This window comes from Desulfomicrobium aestuarii (genome assembly GCF_055385525.1).
In genome coordinates this window covers 3,880,253-3,897,381 of the sequence record NZ_AP042427.1, presented here as the reverse complement: position 1 = coordinate 3,897,381, position 17,129 = coordinate 3,880,253, and the positions used below count along the sequence as shown (strand labels likewise).

At 65.3% G+C, this 17,129-nt stretch carries 17 protein-coding genes; 5 read left to right on the top strand and 12 right to left on the bottom strand.

Annotated features, from left to right (window positions below; all coding sequences use genetic code 11):
• Positions 1-50 precede the first annotated feature (50 nt).
• The 7 genes from dnaA to ACZ5AC_RS17980 form a co-directional block, all read right to left on the bottom strand.
• On the bottom strand, positions 51-1,400 hold the full coding sequence (gene dnaA / locus ACZ5AC_RS18010; protein ID WP_464248919.1) for a chromosomal replication initiator protein DnaA: 1,350 nt from the start codon (positions 1,398-1,400) through the stop codon (positions 51-53).
• A gap of 602 nt (positions 1,401-2,002) precedes the next feature.
• Positions 2,003-2,683: an FAD-dependent thymidylate synthase gene (thyX, locus tag ACZ5AC_RS18005; protein WP_464248918.1), complete on the bottom strand. Its 681-nt coding sequence runs from the start codon at positions 2,681-2,683 to the stop codon at positions 2,003-2,005.
• A gap of 68 nt (positions 2,684-2,751) precedes the next feature.
• Complete coding sequence (ruvB, locus tag ACZ5AC_RS18000; RefSeq protein WP_028578382.1) at positions 2,752-3,726, bottom strand: Holliday junction branch migration DNA helicase RuvB; 975 nt, start codon at positions 3,724-3,726, stop codon at positions 2,752-2,754.
• Position 3,727: 1 nt separating this feature from the next.
• Entirely contained in the window at positions 3,728-4,333 is a 606-nt protein-coding gene (gene ruvA / locus ACZ5AC_RS17995) for a Holliday junction branch migration protein RuvA (protein ID WP_464248917.1), read from the bottom strand.
• A 9-nt stretch (positions 4,334-4,342) separates the two neighbouring features.
• On the bottom strand, positions 4,343-4,864 hold the full coding sequence (gene ruvC, locus ACZ5AC_RS17990; protein WP_464248916.1) for a crossover junction endodeoxyribonuclease RuvC: 522 nt from the start codon (positions 4,862-4,864) through the stop codon (positions 4,343-4,345).
• A 9-nt stretch (positions 4,865-4,873) separates the two neighbouring features.
• On the bottom strand, positions 4,874-5,611 hold the full coding sequence (locus ACZ5AC_RS17985; RefSeq protein WP_464248915.1) for a YebC/PmpR family DNA-binding transcriptional regulator: 738 nt from the start codon (positions 5,609-5,611) through the stop codon (positions 4,874-4,876).
• Positions 5,612-5,631: 20 nt separating this feature from the next.
• Positions 5,632-6,246: an RlmE family RNA methyltransferase gene (locus ACZ5AC_RS17980; RefSeq protein ID WP_464248914.1), complete on the bottom strand. Its 615-nt coding sequence runs from the start codon at positions 6,244-6,246 to the stop codon at positions 5,632-5,634.
• A gap of 47 nt (positions 6,247-6,293) precedes the next feature.
• On the opposite strand from ACZ5AC_RS17980, the gene ACZ5AC_RS17975 reads away from it, so the two are divergent.
• Positions 6,294-7,769: a glycosyltransferase family protein gene (locus ACZ5AC_RS17975; RefSeq protein ID WP_464248913.1), complete on the top strand. Its 1,476-nt coding sequence runs from the start codon at positions 6,294-6,296 to the stop codon at positions 7,767-7,769.
• A 70-nt stretch (positions 7,770-7,839) separates the two neighbouring features.
• Here the strand turns inward: ACZ5AC_RS17975 and ACZ5AC_RS17970 are convergent, their stop codons facing one another.
• Together ACZ5AC_RS17970 and ACZ5AC_RS17965 are read right to left on the bottom strand one after the other, a co-directional pair.
• The gene (locus ACZ5AC_RS17970; protein WP_464248912.1) at positions 7,840-8,865 is read right to left on the bottom strand and encodes a GGDEF domain-containing protein; all 1,026 of its coding nucleotides are present in this window, start codon (positions 8,863-8,865) and stop codon (positions 7,840-7,842) included.
• A 29-nt stretch (positions 8,866-8,894) separates the two neighbouring features.
• Positions 8,895-9,473 (bottom strand): flavin reductase family protein, encoded by a 579-nt coding sequence (locus ACZ5AC_RS17965; RefSeq protein WP_464248911.1) that lies wholly within the window; start codon positions 9,471-9,473, stop codon positions 8,895-8,897.
• A gap of 126 nt (positions 9,474-9,599) precedes the next feature.
• On the opposite strand from ACZ5AC_RS17965, the gene uvrA reads away from it, so the two are divergent.
• The gene (uvrA, locus tag ACZ5AC_RS17960) at positions 9,600-12,341 is read left to right on the top strand and encodes an excinuclease ABC subunit UvrA (RefSeq protein WP_464248910.1); all 2,742 of its coding nucleotides are present in this window, start codon (positions 9,600-9,602) and stop codon (positions 12,339-12,341) included.
• An 81-nt stretch (positions 12,342-12,422) separates the two neighbouring features.
• Complete coding sequence (locus ACZ5AC_RS17955; RefSeq protein ID WP_464248909.1) at positions 12,423-13,124, top strand: Fic family protein; 702 nt, start codon at positions 12,423-12,425, stop codon at positions 13,122-13,124.
• A 51-nt stretch (positions 13,125-13,175) separates the two neighbouring features.
• On the opposite strand, the gene rfaD is transcribed toward ACZ5AC_RS17955, so the two are convergent.
• Complete coding sequence (rfaD, locus tag ACZ5AC_RS17950) at positions 13,176-14,159, bottom strand: ADP-glyceromanno-heptose 6-epimerase (protein ID WP_464248908.1); 984 nt, start codon at positions 14,157-14,159, stop codon at positions 13,176-13,178.
• A 200-nt stretch (positions 14,160-14,359) separates the two neighbouring features.
• Between rfaD and hisH the strand changes: the two genes are divergently transcribed.
• Both hisH and hisF read left to right on the top strand, forming a co-directional pair.
• Complete coding sequence (gene hisH, locus ACZ5AC_RS17945) at positions 14,360-15,001, top strand: imidazole glycerol phosphate synthase subunit HisH (RefSeq protein WP_464248907.1); 642 nt, start codon at positions 14,360-14,362, stop codon at positions 14,999-15,001.
• A complete protein-coding gene (gene hisF / locus ACZ5AC_RS17940) occupies positions 14,991-15,770 on the top strand; it encodes an imidazole glycerol phosphate synthase subunit HisF (protein ID WP_464248906.1) in 780 nt (259 codons plus the stop codon). The genes hisH and hisF overlap by 11 nt, the downstream gene beginning before the upstream one ends.
• Positions 15,771-15,901: 131 nt before the next feature.
• Here hisF and ACZ5AC_RS17935 read toward each other — a convergent pair whose 3' ends face one another.
• Both ACZ5AC_RS17935 and moaC read right to left on the bottom strand, forming a co-directional pair.
• Positions 15,902-16,471 carry an acetate uptake transporter gene (locus ACZ5AC_RS17935; RefSeq protein ID WP_464250634.1) on the bottom strand — a complete coding sequence of 190 codons (570 nt, stop codon included), beginning with the start codon at positions 16,469-16,471 and terminating at the stop codon, positions 15,902-15,904.
• 147 nt (positions 16,472-16,618) lie between these two features.
• The gene (moaC, locus tag ACZ5AC_RS17930; RefSeq protein WP_464248905.1) at positions 16,619-17,098 is read right to left on the bottom strand and encodes a cyclic pyranopterin monophosphate synthase MoaC; all 480 of its coding nucleotides are present in this window, start codon (positions 17,096-17,098) and stop codon (positions 16,619-16,621) included.
• Between the last annotated feature and the right edge of the window lie 31 nt (positions 17,099-17,129).

Here is a 17,129-nt window from a genome sequence, read left to right as displayed (position 1 = left end):
TGGCAGCGTCCGGGCCTTTCGCGTTGCGCAAAATAGCGTGGGGGGCCGGTTCAGGCCTGCAGCTGGTTGATGGTCCGGGCGATCTGGTTGCCCAGCGACGTCTTGCGGGACACTTCCTGTTCCACGGAGGCGATGCCCTTGATAACAGTCGAATGCTTGCGGTTGAAACGCCGCCCGATGTCGACCAGCGACAGGTCCGTGTGCTTGCGGGCCAGGTAGAAGGCCGTGTTGCGGGCGACGACGCGGTCGCGCTTGCGGCTCTTGGAGCAGAGGTCGTCGAAGCCGAAGCCGTAGGCCTGGCAAACGAAGCTGATGATCTTGTCCAGGTCGATGGAGCCGCCGCCAAGGTCGTAGTTCTGCAGGATGTCCCAGACCAGGTCCATGGAGATGTCCATGTTCAGCAGCCTGGACTTGAGGAAGATGTTCTTGAGGCAGCTCTCCAGCTGGCGGACGTCGGAGGTGATGCGCGTAGCCAGAAGCTCGGCGACGCTCCCGGGCATGTTCACCCGGGCGGCCCGCGCCTTGGCGTCGATGATGGACAGCCGGGTCTGGTGGTCGGGCTTGTTGATCACGGCCATGAATCCCTGGGCGAAGCGCGACGTCAGGTTTGCATCGATGTCCGCGAGCTCCCTCGGCAGGAAGGTGCTGGTCATGACCACGCGCCGCCCCTGGTTCTGCAGGGATTTCAGCGTGTTCAGGAGCTCATCCTGCATCTTTTCCTTGCCCTGCAGGAAGTGCACGTCTTCGAGCAGGAGGAGGTCCACATCGGAGCGGAAGCGCGTCTTGAACTGCTCGACGGCCTTGGCCTTGATGGCCATGACGAGCTGTGAGGAGAACTCCTCGGCGCTCAGGTAGCAGACGCGCAGGTGCTGGCGGTTGGTCTGCCGGGCGATCTCGCTGCCGATGGCCTGGGCGAGGTGGGTCTTGCCCAGGCCCGGGGCGGAGCAGAGGAAAAGCTGGTCCGAGCCGGCGACGTCCTGGCAGAAGCTCTTTGACGCGACATAGGCGAGGTTGTTGCACGGGCCGACGATGAAATCATCGAACTGATGCCGCCAGTTGTGCACGGTCTGGGTGGGCAGGGCGTGCGCCATGGGCAGGCCCATCTGGTGGGTGACGATGCGTCTCTGGGGCGCGGCCGGTTCAACGGGAAGCATGGGAGCGCCGGCCTGGGCTGAACCCAGGTCGACGCGGGGCGCAAATCCCAGCACGTCCGCGGCCGCATCCCTGATCCGGCCGAGCATGCGATCCTTGACCCAGGTGCAGACAAAGTCGTTCGGCGCCCGAAGCACGAGCGTGTCGTTCTCGAGGCAGCCTTGCAACGGCTTGATCCAGAGCTGAAAGTGCCCCGGAGAAAGCGTCCTCTCCAGCGAATGTGAAATCCGGTCCCATGCGTCAATCATGGGAAGGGGTCTTAGCCAAGCGACAGGCCAACGACAACTCCGGTAAAGGGAGCCTGTCGCGACTCGGGCAAACTCTTTCTATACAGGCCAACATGCTGTAATTCATAACCTTCCGCATTCTCTTCGACTTCCGGGGCTCTGGCGCGGAATCGTCATTGTCCCGCTTGGCCGACGCTCCCGGATTGTCAACGGTTACTTTTCCACATACGGAAAAATTTTTTCCTCAAGCCTAAAATTATTATCTCGATTTTTCGTTTAATTTCTTCAAATTTCAGATCACACCCACCGTAATGAGAACAGCTCTTTGTACAACACGCCAACGACAAACGAAAAGAACCAACATATTGAAATAAAACATTAAAATTATAAGCCCTTCTATGCAGGCTTATTTATACAGCTATGTAGGTAGATTTCGCAGGAGAAAATAATTGAGAGAAGTGCTCCGAAATATCCGCAGCATAGAGCTAAAACAGGTGTTTTATCGCTTGTGATGCCATTTGGAGGGTAGACGACATCGTTGTCAGACAATTTCTCACATCCGAAAACAAAAAAAGGGCACGTTTTTTGAACATGCCCGGATGAAAGCGCGCTGACAGGGAGGATCAGAAGATGGACGCGGCAGCGCCCTGGTCGCTCATCTCGCGGATGGAGTCGGCGAAACGCTCGGCCAGGTCGTCGTAGAGCAGCGGGATGCGCTGGGCAAAGGCGGCCAGCATCGGCAGCATGACCTGGCGCATCTGCGGGTGGGCGGCCTTGTCGCAGCGCAGCTTGAAGATGTGCCGCCACTCGCGGATGTTGGCCGTGGTCACGATCTCGGTCTTGAGGCTGTTGGGCAGGACGCTCCTGGCCTCCTGGGCCGTGGCCCCGGCATCCACCAGGCGCAGGTAGGCATCCTCGCAGGCCTGCATGGCCGAAAGCCAGAGGGCGTAGCGGGCGTCGTCCTCGGCCCAGAAAAAGGGACGGATGACGGTGATCTCACGGCCGAACTTGTCCTGGGCGTAGTTGGCGTAGCGGGTGCTCTCCTGGGAGAAGGAGCACAGGCGGTGACGGACCAGTTCGTGCGTCACGCCGCGGTCGCAGACGATGCGCACGGTGACGGAGATGTGTTCGAGCACGCTGTCGTGGCCCAGGCGGACGATGCGCGACAGGAGCTTGCGGGCCGAGTCGGGGCTGGCCTTGTCCTCGGACTTGTAACAGGTGCGGGCGGCCAGTTCGAGGTGCTGCAGGATGAACTCGCCGTCGGGCAGGTGCATGAAGGAGAAACTGGGGTCGATGACTTTCATGGCTCCTCGCTGAACTGGTTGGTGAAAGGATGAATGACGCGCGCGAAAGCGTCGCACGCGCGACCCGGCTAGGCGTTGCGCAGCTTCAGGCCGCCGTCGATGTGCTGGTAGGCCTTGGCCGTGACCACGCGCCCGCGCGGGGTGCGCTTCAGGAACCCGCACTGGATGAGGTAGGGCTCGTAGATGTCCTCGATGGTGCGGACCTCCTCGGAGCAGGCCGCGGCAATGGTCTTCACGCCCACGGGTCCCCCGCCGAAATGGTCGATGATGCACTCCAGGATCTTGCGGTCCATCATGTCCAGGCCGATGGAGTCCACGTCCATGATGTCCAGGCCCTTGGCCGCCACCTCGGCGTCGATGACCGGGCTGCCGGCCACCTGCGCGTAGTCGGCCACGCGCCGCAGCAGCCGGTTGGCGATGCGCGGCGTGCCGCGGGACCGCCGCCCGATCTCCAGTGCGCCCTCGTGGCTGATCTCAAGGCCGAGAATCCGCGCGGCACGGGTCACGATCTGGGCCAGCTCCCGCGGGTTGTAGAACTCCAGGCGGCAGATGACCCCGAAGCGGTCGCGCAGGGGCGAGGTCAAAAGGCCGATGCGCGTCGTGGCCCCGACCAGTGTGAAGGGCTCCAGTTCGATCTTGACCGTGCGCGCCCCGGGGCCCTGCCCGACGATGAGGTCGAGCTTGAAATCCTCCATGCCGGGGTAGAGGATCTCCTCCACGACTGCAGGCATGCGGTGGATCTCGTCGATGAAGAGCAGGTCGTGCCGGTTCAGGCTGGTCAGGATGGCCGCCAGGTCGCCGCTGCGCTCCAGCACCGGGCCGGAGGTTGAGACCAGGTTCACGCCCAGCTCGCTGGCCATGATCTGGGCCAGGGTCGTCTTGCCGAGGCCCGGGTTGCCGTAGAGCAGGCAATGGTCCAGGTGCTGGCCGCGTTCCTTGGCCGCCTGAAGGTAGATCTTCAGGTTGCCGCGAACGTCCTCCTGGCCGATGAAGTCGTCCAGCGTGCGCGGACGGATGTGCTCTTCGCCTGGGTTCTGGGCCATGTCAGCCGTGCTGCCTTGCCGCAAAAATCTTGAGCGCCTGCCGGATGGCGCTGCCCGCGTCGAGGTCGGGCTCCGTGTCGAACACCTTCCTGACCACCTCGTCCACCTCGTGCCGGCCGTAGCCCAGGGAAACCAGGGCCGCGGCGCAGTCGGACTCGGCCGTGACCGCCGGGGCGGTCCTGCCGGACGAGAGCGGGGCCGAGGCCACGAGCTTGTCCTTGAGGTCCAGAAGCAGCCGCTTGGCCGTCTTGGCCCCGATGCCGGGCACCCGCGTCAGGGCGGCCACGTCCTCCCGGGCTATACAGGCCGCAAGCTCCGAGGGGCCGTAGCAGCCGAGCATGGCCAGGGCCGTCCTGGGCCCGAGCTTGGGCGCGGCCAGCAGGGTCTCGAACGCCTCCCGCTCCTCCCAGGTCCCGAAGCCGTACAGCACCAGCGCATCCTCGCGCACCAGGGTGTGCACGAAGAGGCGCGCCGTGTCGCCGGCCCCGGGCAGGGACGCCAAGCCGCCGACGGTCATGTGGACCTGGTACCCCACCCCGCCGGAGGTCAGCAGGATGCAGGCCTCCGCGTCACGGCGCATCACGGTTCCTTCGAGATATGCAATCATGGACAGAGGCTATAGACGAGTTGCCCCATCTTGACCAGCCGCAACGGCGGCCAGGAAGCGGGAGTGATTGAGGTGGCAGATGGCCAGGGCCAGGGCGTCGCCGGCATCTTCGGCCCAGTCGGGGCGCACGCCCAGGAGCTGGCCGACCATGAAGGACACCTGGGCTTTTTCGGCCCGGCCCGCGCCCACGAGGGACTTCTTGACCAGCGTCGGCTCGTAGCCGAAGACCTCGGTCCCGTGCACCCCGCAGGCGGCCAGCACCGCCCCGCGCGCCTGCCCGAGCTTCAGGGCCGAGGCCGAGTTGCGGGCGAAAAACACGTTCTCCACGGCCACGGCCTGGGGCGAATGCCGCTGCAGCAACTCAGCGATTCGGGAGAACATGAGCCCCAACCGGGCGCTCATGGCCTCTTCTGCCGGCCGGACGACCCCCGCCTCCACCAGGGACAAAACCCCGGACCGCTCCCGCACAAGGCCGTAGCCCATGCAGCGCGACCCGGGGTCCACTCCCAGGATGACGCGTTCGACTGCCATGCCCCGGGCTTACATCTCCGCCAGGAGTTCCGCGGGCAGCTCGAAGTTGGCGTAGACGTTCTGCACGTCGTCGTTGTCGTCCAGGGCGTCGTAGAGCTTGAGGACCTTGCGTCCGGTCTCGGCGTCGACGGCCACGGTGTTCTGGGGGATGCGGTTCAGCCCGGCGCTCATGATCTCGATGCCCGCGGCCTCGAAGGCGGACTTGGCGGCATGGAAATCCTCGGCCGCGCACTGCACCTGCCAGGAATCGTCGTCATCGAGCACGTCCTCGACGCCGGCCTCCAGGCCCACTTCCAGGAGCTGGTCCTCGGAATACTTCTTGTCGAAGGCGAAGACGCCCTTCTTGTCGAACATCCAGGCCACGCAGCCGGCCGCGCCCATGGAGCCGCCGCCCTTGCTCAGGATGTGGCGCACTTCGGCCACGGTACGGTTCCGGTTGTCCGTGACGGCCTCGATGAGGATGGCCACGCCGCCGGGGGCGTAGCCTTCATACATGATCTCTTCCAGGGCCTCGGAAGCCAACTCGCCCGTGCCCTTCTTGATGGCCGTGTCGATCTTGTCCTTGGGCAGGTTCACGGCCTTGGCCGCGTCGATGGCCGCGCGCAGGCGCGCGTTCATGTCCGGGTCGCCGCCGCCCTTGGCCGCGAGGATGATTTCCTTGGTCACCTTGGTGAACATCTTGCCGCGCTTGAGATCCTGGCGGCCCTTGCGGTGCTGGATGTTCTTCCATTTACTATGTCCTGCCATGTTTCCTCCAAAAAAATTCGTTATTCGCGATGTTCTTCGCGCCCGGCCGGGACGAACCCCAGCCCCAGGATGAAGATTTCCTTGCTCTCGGACCGGCTGCTCTTGGGCTTGAACATGCTGACCTTGGCGAAGCGTCCACGCAGGAACTGCACGAAGGGGTGCACGTCGGGCCCCTCGAAGACCTTGGCGATGAACGTCCCGCCGGCTGCGAGCCACTCTTCGGCCACGCCGAAGGCCGCCTCCACGAGTTGGATGGAGCGGGCCTGGTCCGTGAATTTCGATCCCGTGGTCTTCGGGGCCATGTCGCTCATGACCACGTCGAAGGGCGCCAGGGTTTGCAGGTGCCCGAGAAACACGGGCGTGCGCGCGAAGATGTCTTCCTGCAGGAAGGTCACCTGCTCCGGGAAGACCGTGTCCGGCATGTTCAGGTCGATGCCCAGCACCCGCCCCCCGGCGCCGACGCGCTCGGCCGCGTACAGGGTCCAGGAGCCGGGACAGGCCCCGAGGTCGAGGACCTTCTGGCCGGGGCGCAACAGCCTGTGCGCCTTGTCCATTTCCTGAAGCTTGTATACGGAGCGGGCAGGGTAGTTGTCCTGCTTGGCCTTTTTGAAATAGTAATCGCGGTATTGTTTCATGCTCTCATGACCGGGGCAGCATCCCGACCACCCAAGCGAGCGCCTTCATGCCAGCCAGACCCATACGTGTAAAGTTCAAAAACGAGCTTGGGATTTCTACATCGCTCCCCGCTGGAGAGCAATATCTTCGTCTGCTGGGCAGCGGGCGGGACATCCTGGTCCTCTGTCCGGGGCCCGAGCCGCAGCTCTGCGCGCCGCTGCTGTCCGGGGCGCGGCGCGTCTTCGTGCTCCGCGTGCCGGAATTCGAGAGGCGGATGCCCCCCGCATGGCCCGGCGCCCTTCCGCCGGAATGGGAGCCCGTCTCCATGGAAGTCGCCCCATCCCTGCTGCCTGGCGTGCGAGTCCTGCACTACACGCCGGCCACCCGCCTGCTGCCCTCGGTCTATGCGCCGCTGCTGGCCGCCCTTCACCCCGCGCCCAAGGCCCGTAATCAGGCCGACGTCTGGCTGCCCTGCCCGGAAAAAGGGCTCATCGTCCCGGAACTGGAGGACGCCGCCCTTGCCCTGGGGCTTCGGCCCGGACGCCTGCCGGCCGGGCTGCCGACCGCCGAGTTGGCCAGGATGCTGGAAGCGGAGGCTCCCGGCCTGTTCCTGAGCGTCAATTTCCACGGCCTGGACCCCTGGGGCGAGAACCAGTCCCTGCTGGAAGCGGCCGGGGTGCCCGTGGCCGTGTGGTGCGTGGACAACCCCGTCCACCTGCTCACGGGCCAGAAAAACCTGCTCTGGAAGCGCCTGCCCCTCTTCGTCACCGACGACTGGTTCATCGGGCCCCTGCGCTCCTTGGGCGCCGACGCGAGGCATCTGCCCCTGGCCGTGAGCCCGAAATTCTTCGCCCCGGAAGCCGCGTGCCCGGCAGGCCGCGACCTGACCTTCGTCGGACGCTCGTCCTTCCCGGACCGGGACAGATTCTTCGCCGCCTGCAGGATCCCGGGCAACCTGGCCGACGAAGCGCGCAACCTGCCTGGCCGGCAGGCCCATTTCGGCTGGTGGCGGGACAGGCTGCCGGACATCCCCCTCTGGCCCGGCAACGACGTCCGGGCCCTGGGCCTGGGGGCGGAAACAGCGTCCGCCGCGTGGCGCAGGAACTGCCTGACGGCCCTGGCCGCCGCGACGGACCTGACCGTCATCGGGGACGACGCCTGGCGCAGCCTTGTGCCCGGGGTTCGTCTCCTGCCGCCCGTGGATTACTACGCCGGTCTGGCCGACGTCTGCCGCCGGGCATCCTTCACCCTGAACCTGACGAGCCTGCTCCTGCCCCGCGGCCTGACCCAGCGCCATTTCGACGTCTGGGCCTGCGGCGGCTTCCTGCTCACGGACGACACACCGGGTCTCTCGGTCTTCCCGCCGGACCTGACCCGGCCCGTGACCTTCGAAACCCCTGAACAGGCCGCGGATCTGCTGTCAGCCCTGGCCGCCGCTCCAAAACGCAAGGATGAGCTGCGCCGGGCCTGGCAGGAACACATCCTGGCGGAGCATACCTACGTCCGCAGGCTGGAGGTCCTCCTGGACGCGATCCGGGTCTAGCCCCTGAAACACGAAAGGGCTCCCGGAAATCCCGCGGAGCCCTCCGTGCATCGTGTCCCGAAGCAGCCGCTCAGCACTCGTCCATGGCGCAGACCCGATTGCGGCCCTGGTTCTTGGCCCGGTACATGGCCCGGTCGGCCTCGTCGAGGAGCCGTTCTCCATGGCTGGCGGTCCATTCCGGCCGCAGGGTTGCCACGCCGACGGACACGGTGATCTTGATGCCCTTCTGCAGCACCTGGCCGTTGTGGTCGCGGATGATGAAGTTGTATTCCTCGATGATGTTGCGCAGGGATTCCGCGTCCTCCTTCGCCTCGTCCAGGCCCACGCCCGGCAGGGCGACGATGAACTCCTCGCCGCCGAAACGCGCCGGGAAGAAGCTGCGGTTGGGCATGGTGCTGTACTTGTGGGCGAAGCCCATGAGCTTGCCCGCCACCGTGACCAGGGCCTGGTCGCCGATGCGGTGCCCGTAGGAGTCGTTGAAGGCCTTGAAATGATCGATGTCCAGAAACATGAGGCTCATGGGCTTGCCCGTGACCACGTGCTCCGTCAGGGTGGCCCGGAAGTAGCGATCGAAGGCCCGGCGGTTGTTGAGCTTGGTCAGCTGGTCGGTGTAGCTCATCTCGACGAGGTCGCGGGTGTCCTCCTCCATCTGCGAGATGACCTTCTCGAAGGCCGCCCTGATCTCGACGACGATGTCCTCCAGGGCGTTCTGGTCGCGCACCGTGTTGATGGTTGTCTCGCGCAGGTCCTTGACTTCCTTGGCCCGCTGGATGTTCTGGGAGCGGATGTGCTCGATGAGGCCCACGGTCTCTCGGAAGGCCTCCTCGAGCTTCTTGTTCCAGGGCTTGTAGAGGATCTGCTCCTGCAGACGCACGAACTCCTTGAAACGCGTCTCCGAGTAGTCCCGCTCCCGGATGACCTGCATGACCAGGTCCTGCATCTGCTGCTTCTGCTCAGCGGAAAGGTAGTCGTACTCCGTGATGGAGCGCATGTAGAGGATGAGGGCCCCCCACTTGGAGTTGGCCGGGACGCCCGCCTTGACGAGGGACAGGACGACGTCGCGTGAACAGAAGAAATCGGCGTAGTGCTCGGTCATGACCTTATTCCGTGAGGTTGAGGTCCGGACTAGTCCTTCCCGCAGAAGGCCCGGCCCATTTCGAAAGCCTGCCCGACATACTCACCCACGGCGTGATAGGCCCTGGAAACGGGGGTGAAGATGAGGGGCTGCACCTTGGCCGCGTCCGGATATCCCTTCGCATCCAGGACATCCTCGTCAGCCTTGACATCTACGATCTCTCCAATGAACTGCACGTGCATGCCCAGCGGCACGGTCCGCAGCAGTGCGCACTCCAGCACCAGGGGGAACTCCCCGACGTACGGGGCGTCGACGAGCTTCGAGCGCACCGGGGTCAGGCCCGCGGCGGCGAACTTGTCCGTGTCGCGGCCCGAGGCGATGCCGAAAAAGTCGGCCTGGGCGGCGAAACGCACCGAGGGGACGCTCACGGTGAAGGCCTTGCGGGCGGTGATGGCCGAGAAGCTGTGCCGCTCCTCGCGCAGGGAAACGGCCACGCACGGCGGCTTGGAACAGCAGATCCCGCCCCAGGCCGCGGCCATGGCGTTGGGCTTGCCGCTTTCGTCATAGGAGCCGACGATCCACAAGGGCGTTGGCTGGGCCAGGGTTTTGGCCCCGAGGGAGATTTTCATGGTCGTCTCCGGGATGGCGTCACGTTCATTTCCTAAGGTCCCACTTGCCAGGGATTTTCATATGGTTATAGGTAGCATCCCGCAAGTCTAAACCTGCATTTCCCCTGCAGCAGCAACAGGGCGTTCATGGATACCAAAGTCATACATATAGAAGGCGCACGCGAGCACAACCTCAAGAACCTGACCCTGGACATCCCCCGCGACAAGCTTGTGGTGGTCTGCGGCCCTTCGGGGTCGGGCAAGTCCACCCTGGCCTTCGACATCGTCTACGCCGAGGGCCAGCGCCGCTACGTTGAGTCCCTGTCGGCTTACGCGCGCCAGTTCCTGCCCCAGATGGACAAGCCGGCCATCGACCTCATCGAGGGACTGACCCCGGCCATCTCCCTGGAGCAGCAGACCATCTCCAAAAACCCGCGCTCCACCGTGGGCACAGTCACGGAGGTCTACGACTTTCTGCGCGTCTTCTACGCGCGCCTGGGCACGCCCTGCTGCCCCGAATGCGGCGTGCCCATCCAGGCCCAGACCGGCGACCAGATCATGGACCGCATCATGAGCCTGCCCGAGGGCACCAAGTTCATGCTCCTGGCGCCCATGGTCGACCACAAGAAGGGCACCCACGCCGACCTCTTCAAGAAGCTCAAAAGCCAGGGCTTCGTGCGTGTGCGCGTGAACGGCGAGGTGCTGCCCCTGGACCCCATGCCGGAGCTGGCCAAGAACCTGAAGCACAGCGTCGACCTGGTGGTTGACCGCCTGGTGCTCAAGGCCGACATGCGCAAGCGCCTGGCCGACTCCGTGGAGCTGGGCCTGACGTCGGGCGAGGGGCGCATCGTCGTGTCCGTCATCGGCGGCGAGGACATCTTCTTCTCCACCGACGCGGTCTGCCCCCGCTGCAGCCTGAGCCTGCCCAAGCCCAGCCCCCAGCTCTTCTCATTCAACAGCCCCCAGGGAGCCTGCCCGCACTGCTCGGGCCTGGGCGCGGTGGAATATTACGAGCCGGTGCTGCTGGCCCCCAACGGCGGCCTGTCCCTGCGCCAGGGCGCCATCCTGCCCTGGAAGGGCCGCTCCTTCGACCGCTTCGCCGCCGACCTGAAGGCCCTGGGCCTGCGGCAGGGGTTCACCCTGGACACGCCCCTGCGGGAGTTCACGCCCGAGGCCCGGCACGCCCTGTTCCACGGCGAGGGCCAGTGGCCGGGCGTCATCCATTTCCTCGAACAGGGCCAGGGACTCGGCCACATCTGGCGCGACGAACTGGCGCGCTACCGCCAGACCATGGACTGCCCCGAATGCAGGGGCGCCCGTCTGCGGCCCGAGGCTCTGTCCGTGCGCGTGGAGGGGCTCAACATCTTCGACTTCTGCGCCCTGCCCATCGCCCGCGCCCTGAAGTGGCTGCAGGGCCTGGACTTCGCCGGCGTGAACGCCGAGATCAGCACGCCGCTGCTCAAAGAGCTGCGCCATCGCATGGAATTTTTGGCCAACGTGGGCCTGGACTACATCTGCCTGGCCCGCAACATGACCACCCTGTCCGGCGGCGAGGCCCAGCGCATCCGCCTGGCCGGACAGCTCGGCTCGGGTCTGGTCGGCGTGACCTACGTCCTGGACGAACCGAGCATCGGCCTGCACCCGCGCGACAACGAGCGCCTCATCAGCACCCTGCGCCAGCTCCAGAGCCGGGGCAACACGGTGCTGGTGGTCGAGCACGACGAGCCCACCATCCGCTCGGCCGACCACGTGCTGGAGCTCGGCCCCGGCTCGGGGTTCCTGGGCGGGGACCTGGTCTTCGCCGGCACGCCCGAGGAACTGGTCAACGAGTCCCAGAGCCTGACGGGCAAGTACCTGCGCGGCGACCTGCGCATCGCCCGGCCGCCGGCGCGCAGGACATCGGGCCGGGCCGTCACCCTGCGCGGGGTGACGACCAACAACCTGCGCGGCATCGACGTCCGTTTCCCCCTGGACTCCCTGGTCTGCATCACCGGGGTCTCGGGCTCGGGCAAGAGCTCCCTGGTGGTGGACTCCCTGTACAAGCACCTGGCCCTCGCCCAGGGCCTCAAGGTCGAGGCGCCGGGGACCATCGCCGGCATCGATGGCGCCGAGGCCCTGGAGAAGATCATCTCCATCGACCAGAGCCCCATCGGCCGCACGCCCCGCTCCAACCCCGCCACGTACACCAAGGTCTTCGACGAGATCCGGGGCATCTTCGCCGGCAGCAAGGACGCCCGCAAGCGCGGCTACAACGTCGGGCGCTTCAGCTTCAACGTGCGCGGCGGCCGCTGCGAGGCCTGCCAGGGCGACGGCCAGATCCGGGTCGAGATGCACTTCCTGCCCGACGTCTTCGTGACCTGCGAGGTCTGCGGCGGCAAGCGCTACAACCGCGAGACCCTGGACATCCTGTACCGCGACAAGTCCATCGCCGATGTCCTCGACATGACGGTCCGCCAGGCCCGCCAGTTCTTCGCCAACCACCCGGCCCTGGAGCGCAAGCTCGGGGTCCTGGAGGAGGTCGGCCTTGAGTACATCCGCCTGGGCCAGCCGGCCACGACCCTGTCCGGCGGCGAGGCCCAGCGCATCAAGATCTCGCGCGAGCTGGGCAAGCGGAGCCTCCCCGGCACCCTCTACATCCTGGACGAACCGACCACGGGCCTGCACATGCACGAGGTCGGCAAGCTCATCTCGGTGCTGCACACCCTAGTGGACAAGGGCGCCTCGGTCATCGTCATCGAGCACAACCTGGACGTGGTGGCCGCCTCGGACCACGTCATCGACCTGGGCCCCGGCGGCGGCGAGAAAGGTGGCCTGGTCGTGGCCCAGGGCACGCCCGAGGAACTGAAGCAAAACCCCGGCTCGGTCACGGGGCCGTTTCTGGAGCTGTGAACCGAGCCTTGCGAAGGGCGGGGAATTGAAGGTATGCCTGCCCGGAACAGCCGCTACCCGGCAACCAAGGAGAGCCGCCTGATGACGGACGCGCACTGGGGCATGACGCCCGACCGGTCCAAGGCCCTCATGCTGGCCAAGCGCCAGCTTGCGGAATTCGTCTACGACGCCGTGAACCTGGAGGGCATCCCGTTCACGCTGCCGGAAATCCAGACACTCCTGCAGGGCGTCACAGTCGGAGGGCACAGACTTTCGGACCAGAGGATAGCCCTCAACCAGCGCGAAGCCTGGACTCGGCTCTTCGAATGGGTCGAGGCTGGGGAATTCGAACTCACCCGGGACAAGGCCTGCGCCCTTCACGCCCTGGCTGCGCGCGAGGACGCCCTGGAATGGGGGCGGTTCCGCTCGGGCGGCGTGCTGATCGCGGGAACGGAGTACACGCCGCCGGCTTCCGACGAACTCCCGCGCCTCTTTGAGGACATGCTTCTGACCGCGGCCACCATGCCCGACATCTACGACCAGGCCATCCACATCTTCCTGACCATGGCCCGCTGCCAATTTTTCTATGACGTCAACAAGCGCATGGGAAGATTCCTCATGAACGGACATCTCCTGGCCAACGGCTACCCCGCCATCAACCTGCCGGCCAGCCGCCGCCTGGAGTTCAACGAACTGATGCTCGCCTTCTATCCTTCGGGCGACGAGACGGACATGAACGCGTTCATGCGCTCCTGCCTCGACCCGAGAATCGTCTCCATCATGCTCGAAGCGCGCCGCAATTGAAAAAGGCGGCCCGGGAGACCCGGCCGCCTTTTTCGCCCCGCGCTCCGACCGTCAGTAACGCGATGTCATGTGCGCGTAGCCGTGCATCAGGTAATTCTGCACGTAATCGGCTATGCCGTCCTCCAGGGGGCGGAAGTCCACGTCGCAGCCGCGGCCGGCCAGCTTCTTCAGGTCGGCGCAGGTGTAGTACTGGTACTTGCCGCGCAGGGCGTCGGGCATGTCGACGTACTCGACCTGCGTCTCCCGGCCCATGGCCGCGAACACGCTCCGGGCCAGGTCGTTCCATGTTCTTGCCTGGCCCGTGCCGACGTTGAAGACGCCGCCGACGCCGCGGTTCTTGAGCAGCCAGTCGATGACCCGCACGCAGTCCTTGATGTAGACGAAGTCGCGGCGCTGCTCGCCGTGGGCGTACTCCTGGCGGTAGGACTTGAAGAGCTTGAGCTTCCCGGTCTGACGGATCTGCGTGAAGGCCTTGCAGACCACGGAGCGCATGTCGTCCTTGTGATACTCGTTGGGGCCGAAGACGTTGAAGAACTTCAGGCCCGCAACCTTGTCCAGGAGCCCGTCGCCCTTGAGCCAGAGGTCGAAGAGATGCTTGGAGTAGCCGTACATGTTGAGGGGCTGCAGGGCCTCCATGGCCTCGTCGGAGTCGTCGAAGCCGCGGCTGCCGTCGCCGTAGGTCGCGGCGGAGCTGGCGTAGATGAAGCGCGCGTCGCGCTCCAGGGCGAAGCGGCACAGGGTCTTGGAGTATTCGAGGTTGTTGTGCACGAGGTAGTCGCAGTCGGCCTCGGTGGTGGCCGAGCAGGCGCCCATGTGGATCACGGCCTCGATTCGGCCCTCCATGTAGCGGGTCTTGGTCAGCCCGAGGAATTCGTCCTTGTGGATGTAGCGGTGGTACTTGAGGCCCACGAGGTTGCGCCACTTGTTGGTGGAGCCGAGATTGTCGACCACGAGGATGTCGCGGACGCCCTGGCGGTTCAGTTCCCAGGCCATGGCGCTGCCGATGAAGCCGGCGCCGCCGGTGATGATGATCATAGTGCCTCCCTTTCGAATCTTCTCCCACCGCCCCTAGCTTGAAAGGGAATCAGGGGCAAGAAGCCAGCCCCTGGACGGGACGGATTCCCGGCCGCCTCCGCGCCGTCGTTCCGGCCAGAGGAACATTCGGGTCTTGGTTTTTGCGCACGCCTCGGCTACAGTGCCGCCTTCCTGTTCACCACTTCCACGAGGAGCACCCTATGCTCGCCATCCTTGACTACAAGGCCGGCAACCTGACCAGCGTCAAGCGCGCCCTGGACTACCTCTCCATCCCCTGCACCATCACGGCCGACGCCCAGGTCATAGCCGGCTGCGAAGGCCTCATCTTCCCCGGCGTGGGCGCGGCCGGATCGGCCATGGCCTACCTCGGCCAGTCGGGGCTGAAAGAAATCATGGCCCATGAGATCTCCTCGGGCAAGCCGCTCCTGGGCATCTGCCTGGGCTGCCAGATCCTGCTCGAATACAGTCCCGAGAACGACACGACGACGCTTGGCCTCATCCCGGGCCGCTGCGACATCTTCACCCCGGACCTGACCGAGGAAGACGGCTCGCCCATCAACATCCCGCACATGGGCTGGAACACCGTGGCCCTCAAGAAGGACTGCCCCCTCTTCGACGGCATCTCTTCCGAGAGCGAATTCTATTTCGTGCACAGCTACTACCCCAACCCCGCTCCCGAATACGTCATCGGCACGACCTACTACGGCCGGGAGTTCTGCTCCGTGCACGGCCGCGACGGGCTGTGGTCGGCCCAGTTCCACCCGGAGAAGAGCGGTCGGCCGGGCCTGAAGCTGCTCTCCAACTTCTACGCGTACTGCAGGGAGGCGGCCAATGCTCAGTAAACGGATCATCCCCTGCCTGGACGTCAGGAACGGCAAGCTGACCAAGGGCGTCAAGTTCGAAGGCAACGTGGACATCGGCGACCCGGTCGAGACGGCCAAGCGCTACTACGACGAAGGGGCCGACGAGATCGTCTTCTACGACATCACGGCCTCCCACGAGGGCCGGGGCATCATGCTCAAGGTCGTGGAGGCCGTGGCCTCGCAGATCTTCATCCCCTTCTCCGTGGGCGGCGGCATCTCCACCGTGGCCGACATGCGCGACGTGCTCCTGGCCGGCGCCGAGAAGATCTCCGTCAACTCGGCCGCGGTGAAGACGCCGCACATCATCACCGAAGGGGCCGAGGCCTTCGGCTCCCAGTGCATCGTCGTCGGCATGGACGTGCTGCGCGTGCCCGCGTCCGAGACCATCCCCTCGGGCTACGAGATCGTCATCCACGGCGGCCGCAAGCACATGGGCATCGACGCCCTGTGGTGGGCCAGGGAGGTCGAGCGGCTGGGCGCGGGCGAGCTGTGCGTCAACTCCATCGACGCCGACGGCACCAAGGACGGCTACGAGCTGACCCTGACCCGCCTCATCGCGGACAGCGTGCGCATCCCGGTCATCGCCTCGGGCGGAGCCGGCAACCCGCAGCACATGGTCGACGCCGTGACCGAAGGCCGCGCCTCGGCCGCCCTCATCGCCTCCATCGTGCACTACGGCGAGTACACGGTGACGGACCTCAAGAACTACATGGCCGACAAAGGGGTCAAGGTGCGCCGCATCTGGTAGCGCAACCGCCAATCTGCCCTTCCAAAGGCCCTCGTCTCCGGACGGGGGCTTTTCTTTTTTTCCGACCGAACGCCTAAAAAAAGGCCGACCACAGCGTGATCGGCCTTTCATGGCGCCAAGGCGTCCCCAAACTACTTCTTCGCCACCGGGCCCAGCGGGAGCACCGTGCGGCCGTAGACCTCGTTCAGGACCTGGGCGATGGCCGTGTAGAAGGCCGAGAAGCCGCACAGGATGCCGACGTAGCCGGCCGTGGTCTTGTAGGCGGCGATGTGGGTCAGGTCGCCGATGGCCAGGAGCCAGAACAGGGCGACCAGGGTGCCGAAGACGACCTGCAGGGCACGGCTCAGGCGGAAGGTGCCGAGGAACATGCAGAAGGTGAAGAGGCCCCAGATGGCCAGGTAGATGCCCATGGCCGTCTCGTCGCTCTTCTCTGCCAGGCCCAGGGCGGGCAGGATCCAGATGGCCACCAGGGACAGCCAGAAGGAGCCGTAGGCCGTGAAGGCCGTCAGACCGAACGTGTTGTTCTTCTTGGATTCCAGCAGGCCGGCGAAGATCTGCGCGATGCCGCCGACGAAAATGCCCATGCCCATGATCATGGAGTTGACCGGGTAGAGTCCGGCGTTGTGGATGTTCAGCAGGATGGTGGTCAGCCCGAAGCCGATGAGGCCCAGGGGCGCGGGATTGGCCGAAGTGTCCTTGATGATGGTCTCTGTGCTCACGAATATATCCTTGTCTGCAGTTTCAATGGGTTGCGTGGCGTTCACCGCCACGGGGTGCCTGGGCCGCGAAAAAAGGCGCGCCGGGGAAGGACCGGGGCGCGCCGTGAAAACCGAAAATCCTTTTCAAGGTCACTCGGCGTTGAACTCGCCGCTCTTGCCGCCGCTCTTGTGCGTCAGGCGACAGTCCGTGATGCGGATGTCGCGCTGCACTGCCTTGCACATGTCGTAGATGGTCATGGCCGCCACCTGGGCCGCCATGAGGGCCTCCATCTCGACGCCCGTGGGCCCGGTGGTGCGGGCCTCGGCCTCGATCTCGACGGACAGGTCGGCCGGCACAGGGGTCAGGCGCACGTCGGCCTTGGACAGGAGGATGGGATGGCACATGGGGATGAGCTCCCAGGTGCGCTTGGCGGCCATGATGCCGGCCACCTTGGCCGTGGTCAGCACGTCGCCCTTGGGCAGGGCGTTTTTGGTCAACAGGTCGAAGGTGTGCGCGTTCAGCAGCACGCGGCAGCGGACCACGGCCCGCCTTTTGGTGTCGGCCTTGCCGCCGACGTCCACCATGACCACGTTCCCGGCCTCGTCGATATGCGTCAGTTTCTGCTCCACGCGCCCTCCCGGAAATGAAAAAGGCCGGAAA

Coding starts and splice junctions, on each gene's coding strand:
- ACZ5AC_RS17965 (WP_464248911.1), bottom strand. CDS start 9,473: ATGAAAATCTCCCTCGGGGCCAAAACCCTGGCCCAGCCAACGCCCTTG.
- ACZ5AC_RS17970 (WP_464248912.1), bottom strand. CDS start 8,865: ATGACCGAGCACTACGCCGATTTCTTCTGTTCACGCGACGTCGTCCTG.
- ACZ5AC_RS17980 (WP_464248914.1), bottom strand. CDS start 6,246: ATGAAACAATACCGCGATTACTATTTCAAAAAGGCCAAGCAGGACAAC.
- ACZ5AC_RS17975 (WP_464248913.1), top strand. CDS start 6,294: ATGCCAGCCAGACCCATACGTGTAAAGTTCAAAAACGAGCTTGGGATT.
- dnaA (WP_464248919.1), bottom strand. CDS start 1,400: ATGATTGACGCATGGGACCGGATTTCACATTCGCTGGAGAGGACGCTT.
- thyX (WP_464248918.1), bottom strand. CDS start 2,683: ATGAAAGTCATCGACCCCAGTTTCTCCTTCATGCACCTGCCCGACGGC.
- hisF (WP_464248906.1), top strand. CDS start 14,991: ATGCTCAGTAAACGGATCATCCCCTGCCTGGACGTCAGGAACGGCAAG.
- ACZ5AC_RS17985 (WP_464248915.1), bottom strand. CDS start 5,611: ATGGCAGGACATAGTAAATGGAAGAACATCCAGCACCGCAAGGGCCGC.
- ruvB (WP_028578382.1), bottom strand. CDS start 3,726: ATGGCCCAGAACCCAGGCGAAGAGCACATCCGTCCGCGCACGCTGGAC.
- hisH (WP_464248907.1), top strand. CDS start 14,360: ATGCTCGCCATCCTTGACTACAAGGCCGGCAACCTGACCAGCGTCAAG.
- ruvA (WP_464248917.1), bottom strand. CDS start 4,333: ATGATTGCATATCTCGAAGGAACCGTGATGCGCCGTGACGCGGAGGCC.
- ACZ5AC_RS17955 (WP_464248909.1), top strand. CDS start 12,423: ATGACGGACGCGCACTGGGGCATGACGCCCGACCGGTCCAAGGCCCTC.
- rfaD (WP_464248908.1), bottom strand. CDS start 14,159: ATGATCATCATCACCGGCGGCGCCGGCTTCATCGGCAGCGCCATGGCC.
- uvrA (WP_464248910.1), top strand. CDS start 9,600: ATGGATACCAAAGTCATACATATAGAAGGCGCACGCGAGCACAACCTC.
- ruvC (WP_464248916.1), bottom strand. CDS start 4,864: ATGGCAGTCGAACGCGTCATCCTGGGAGTGGACCCCGGGTCGCGCTGC.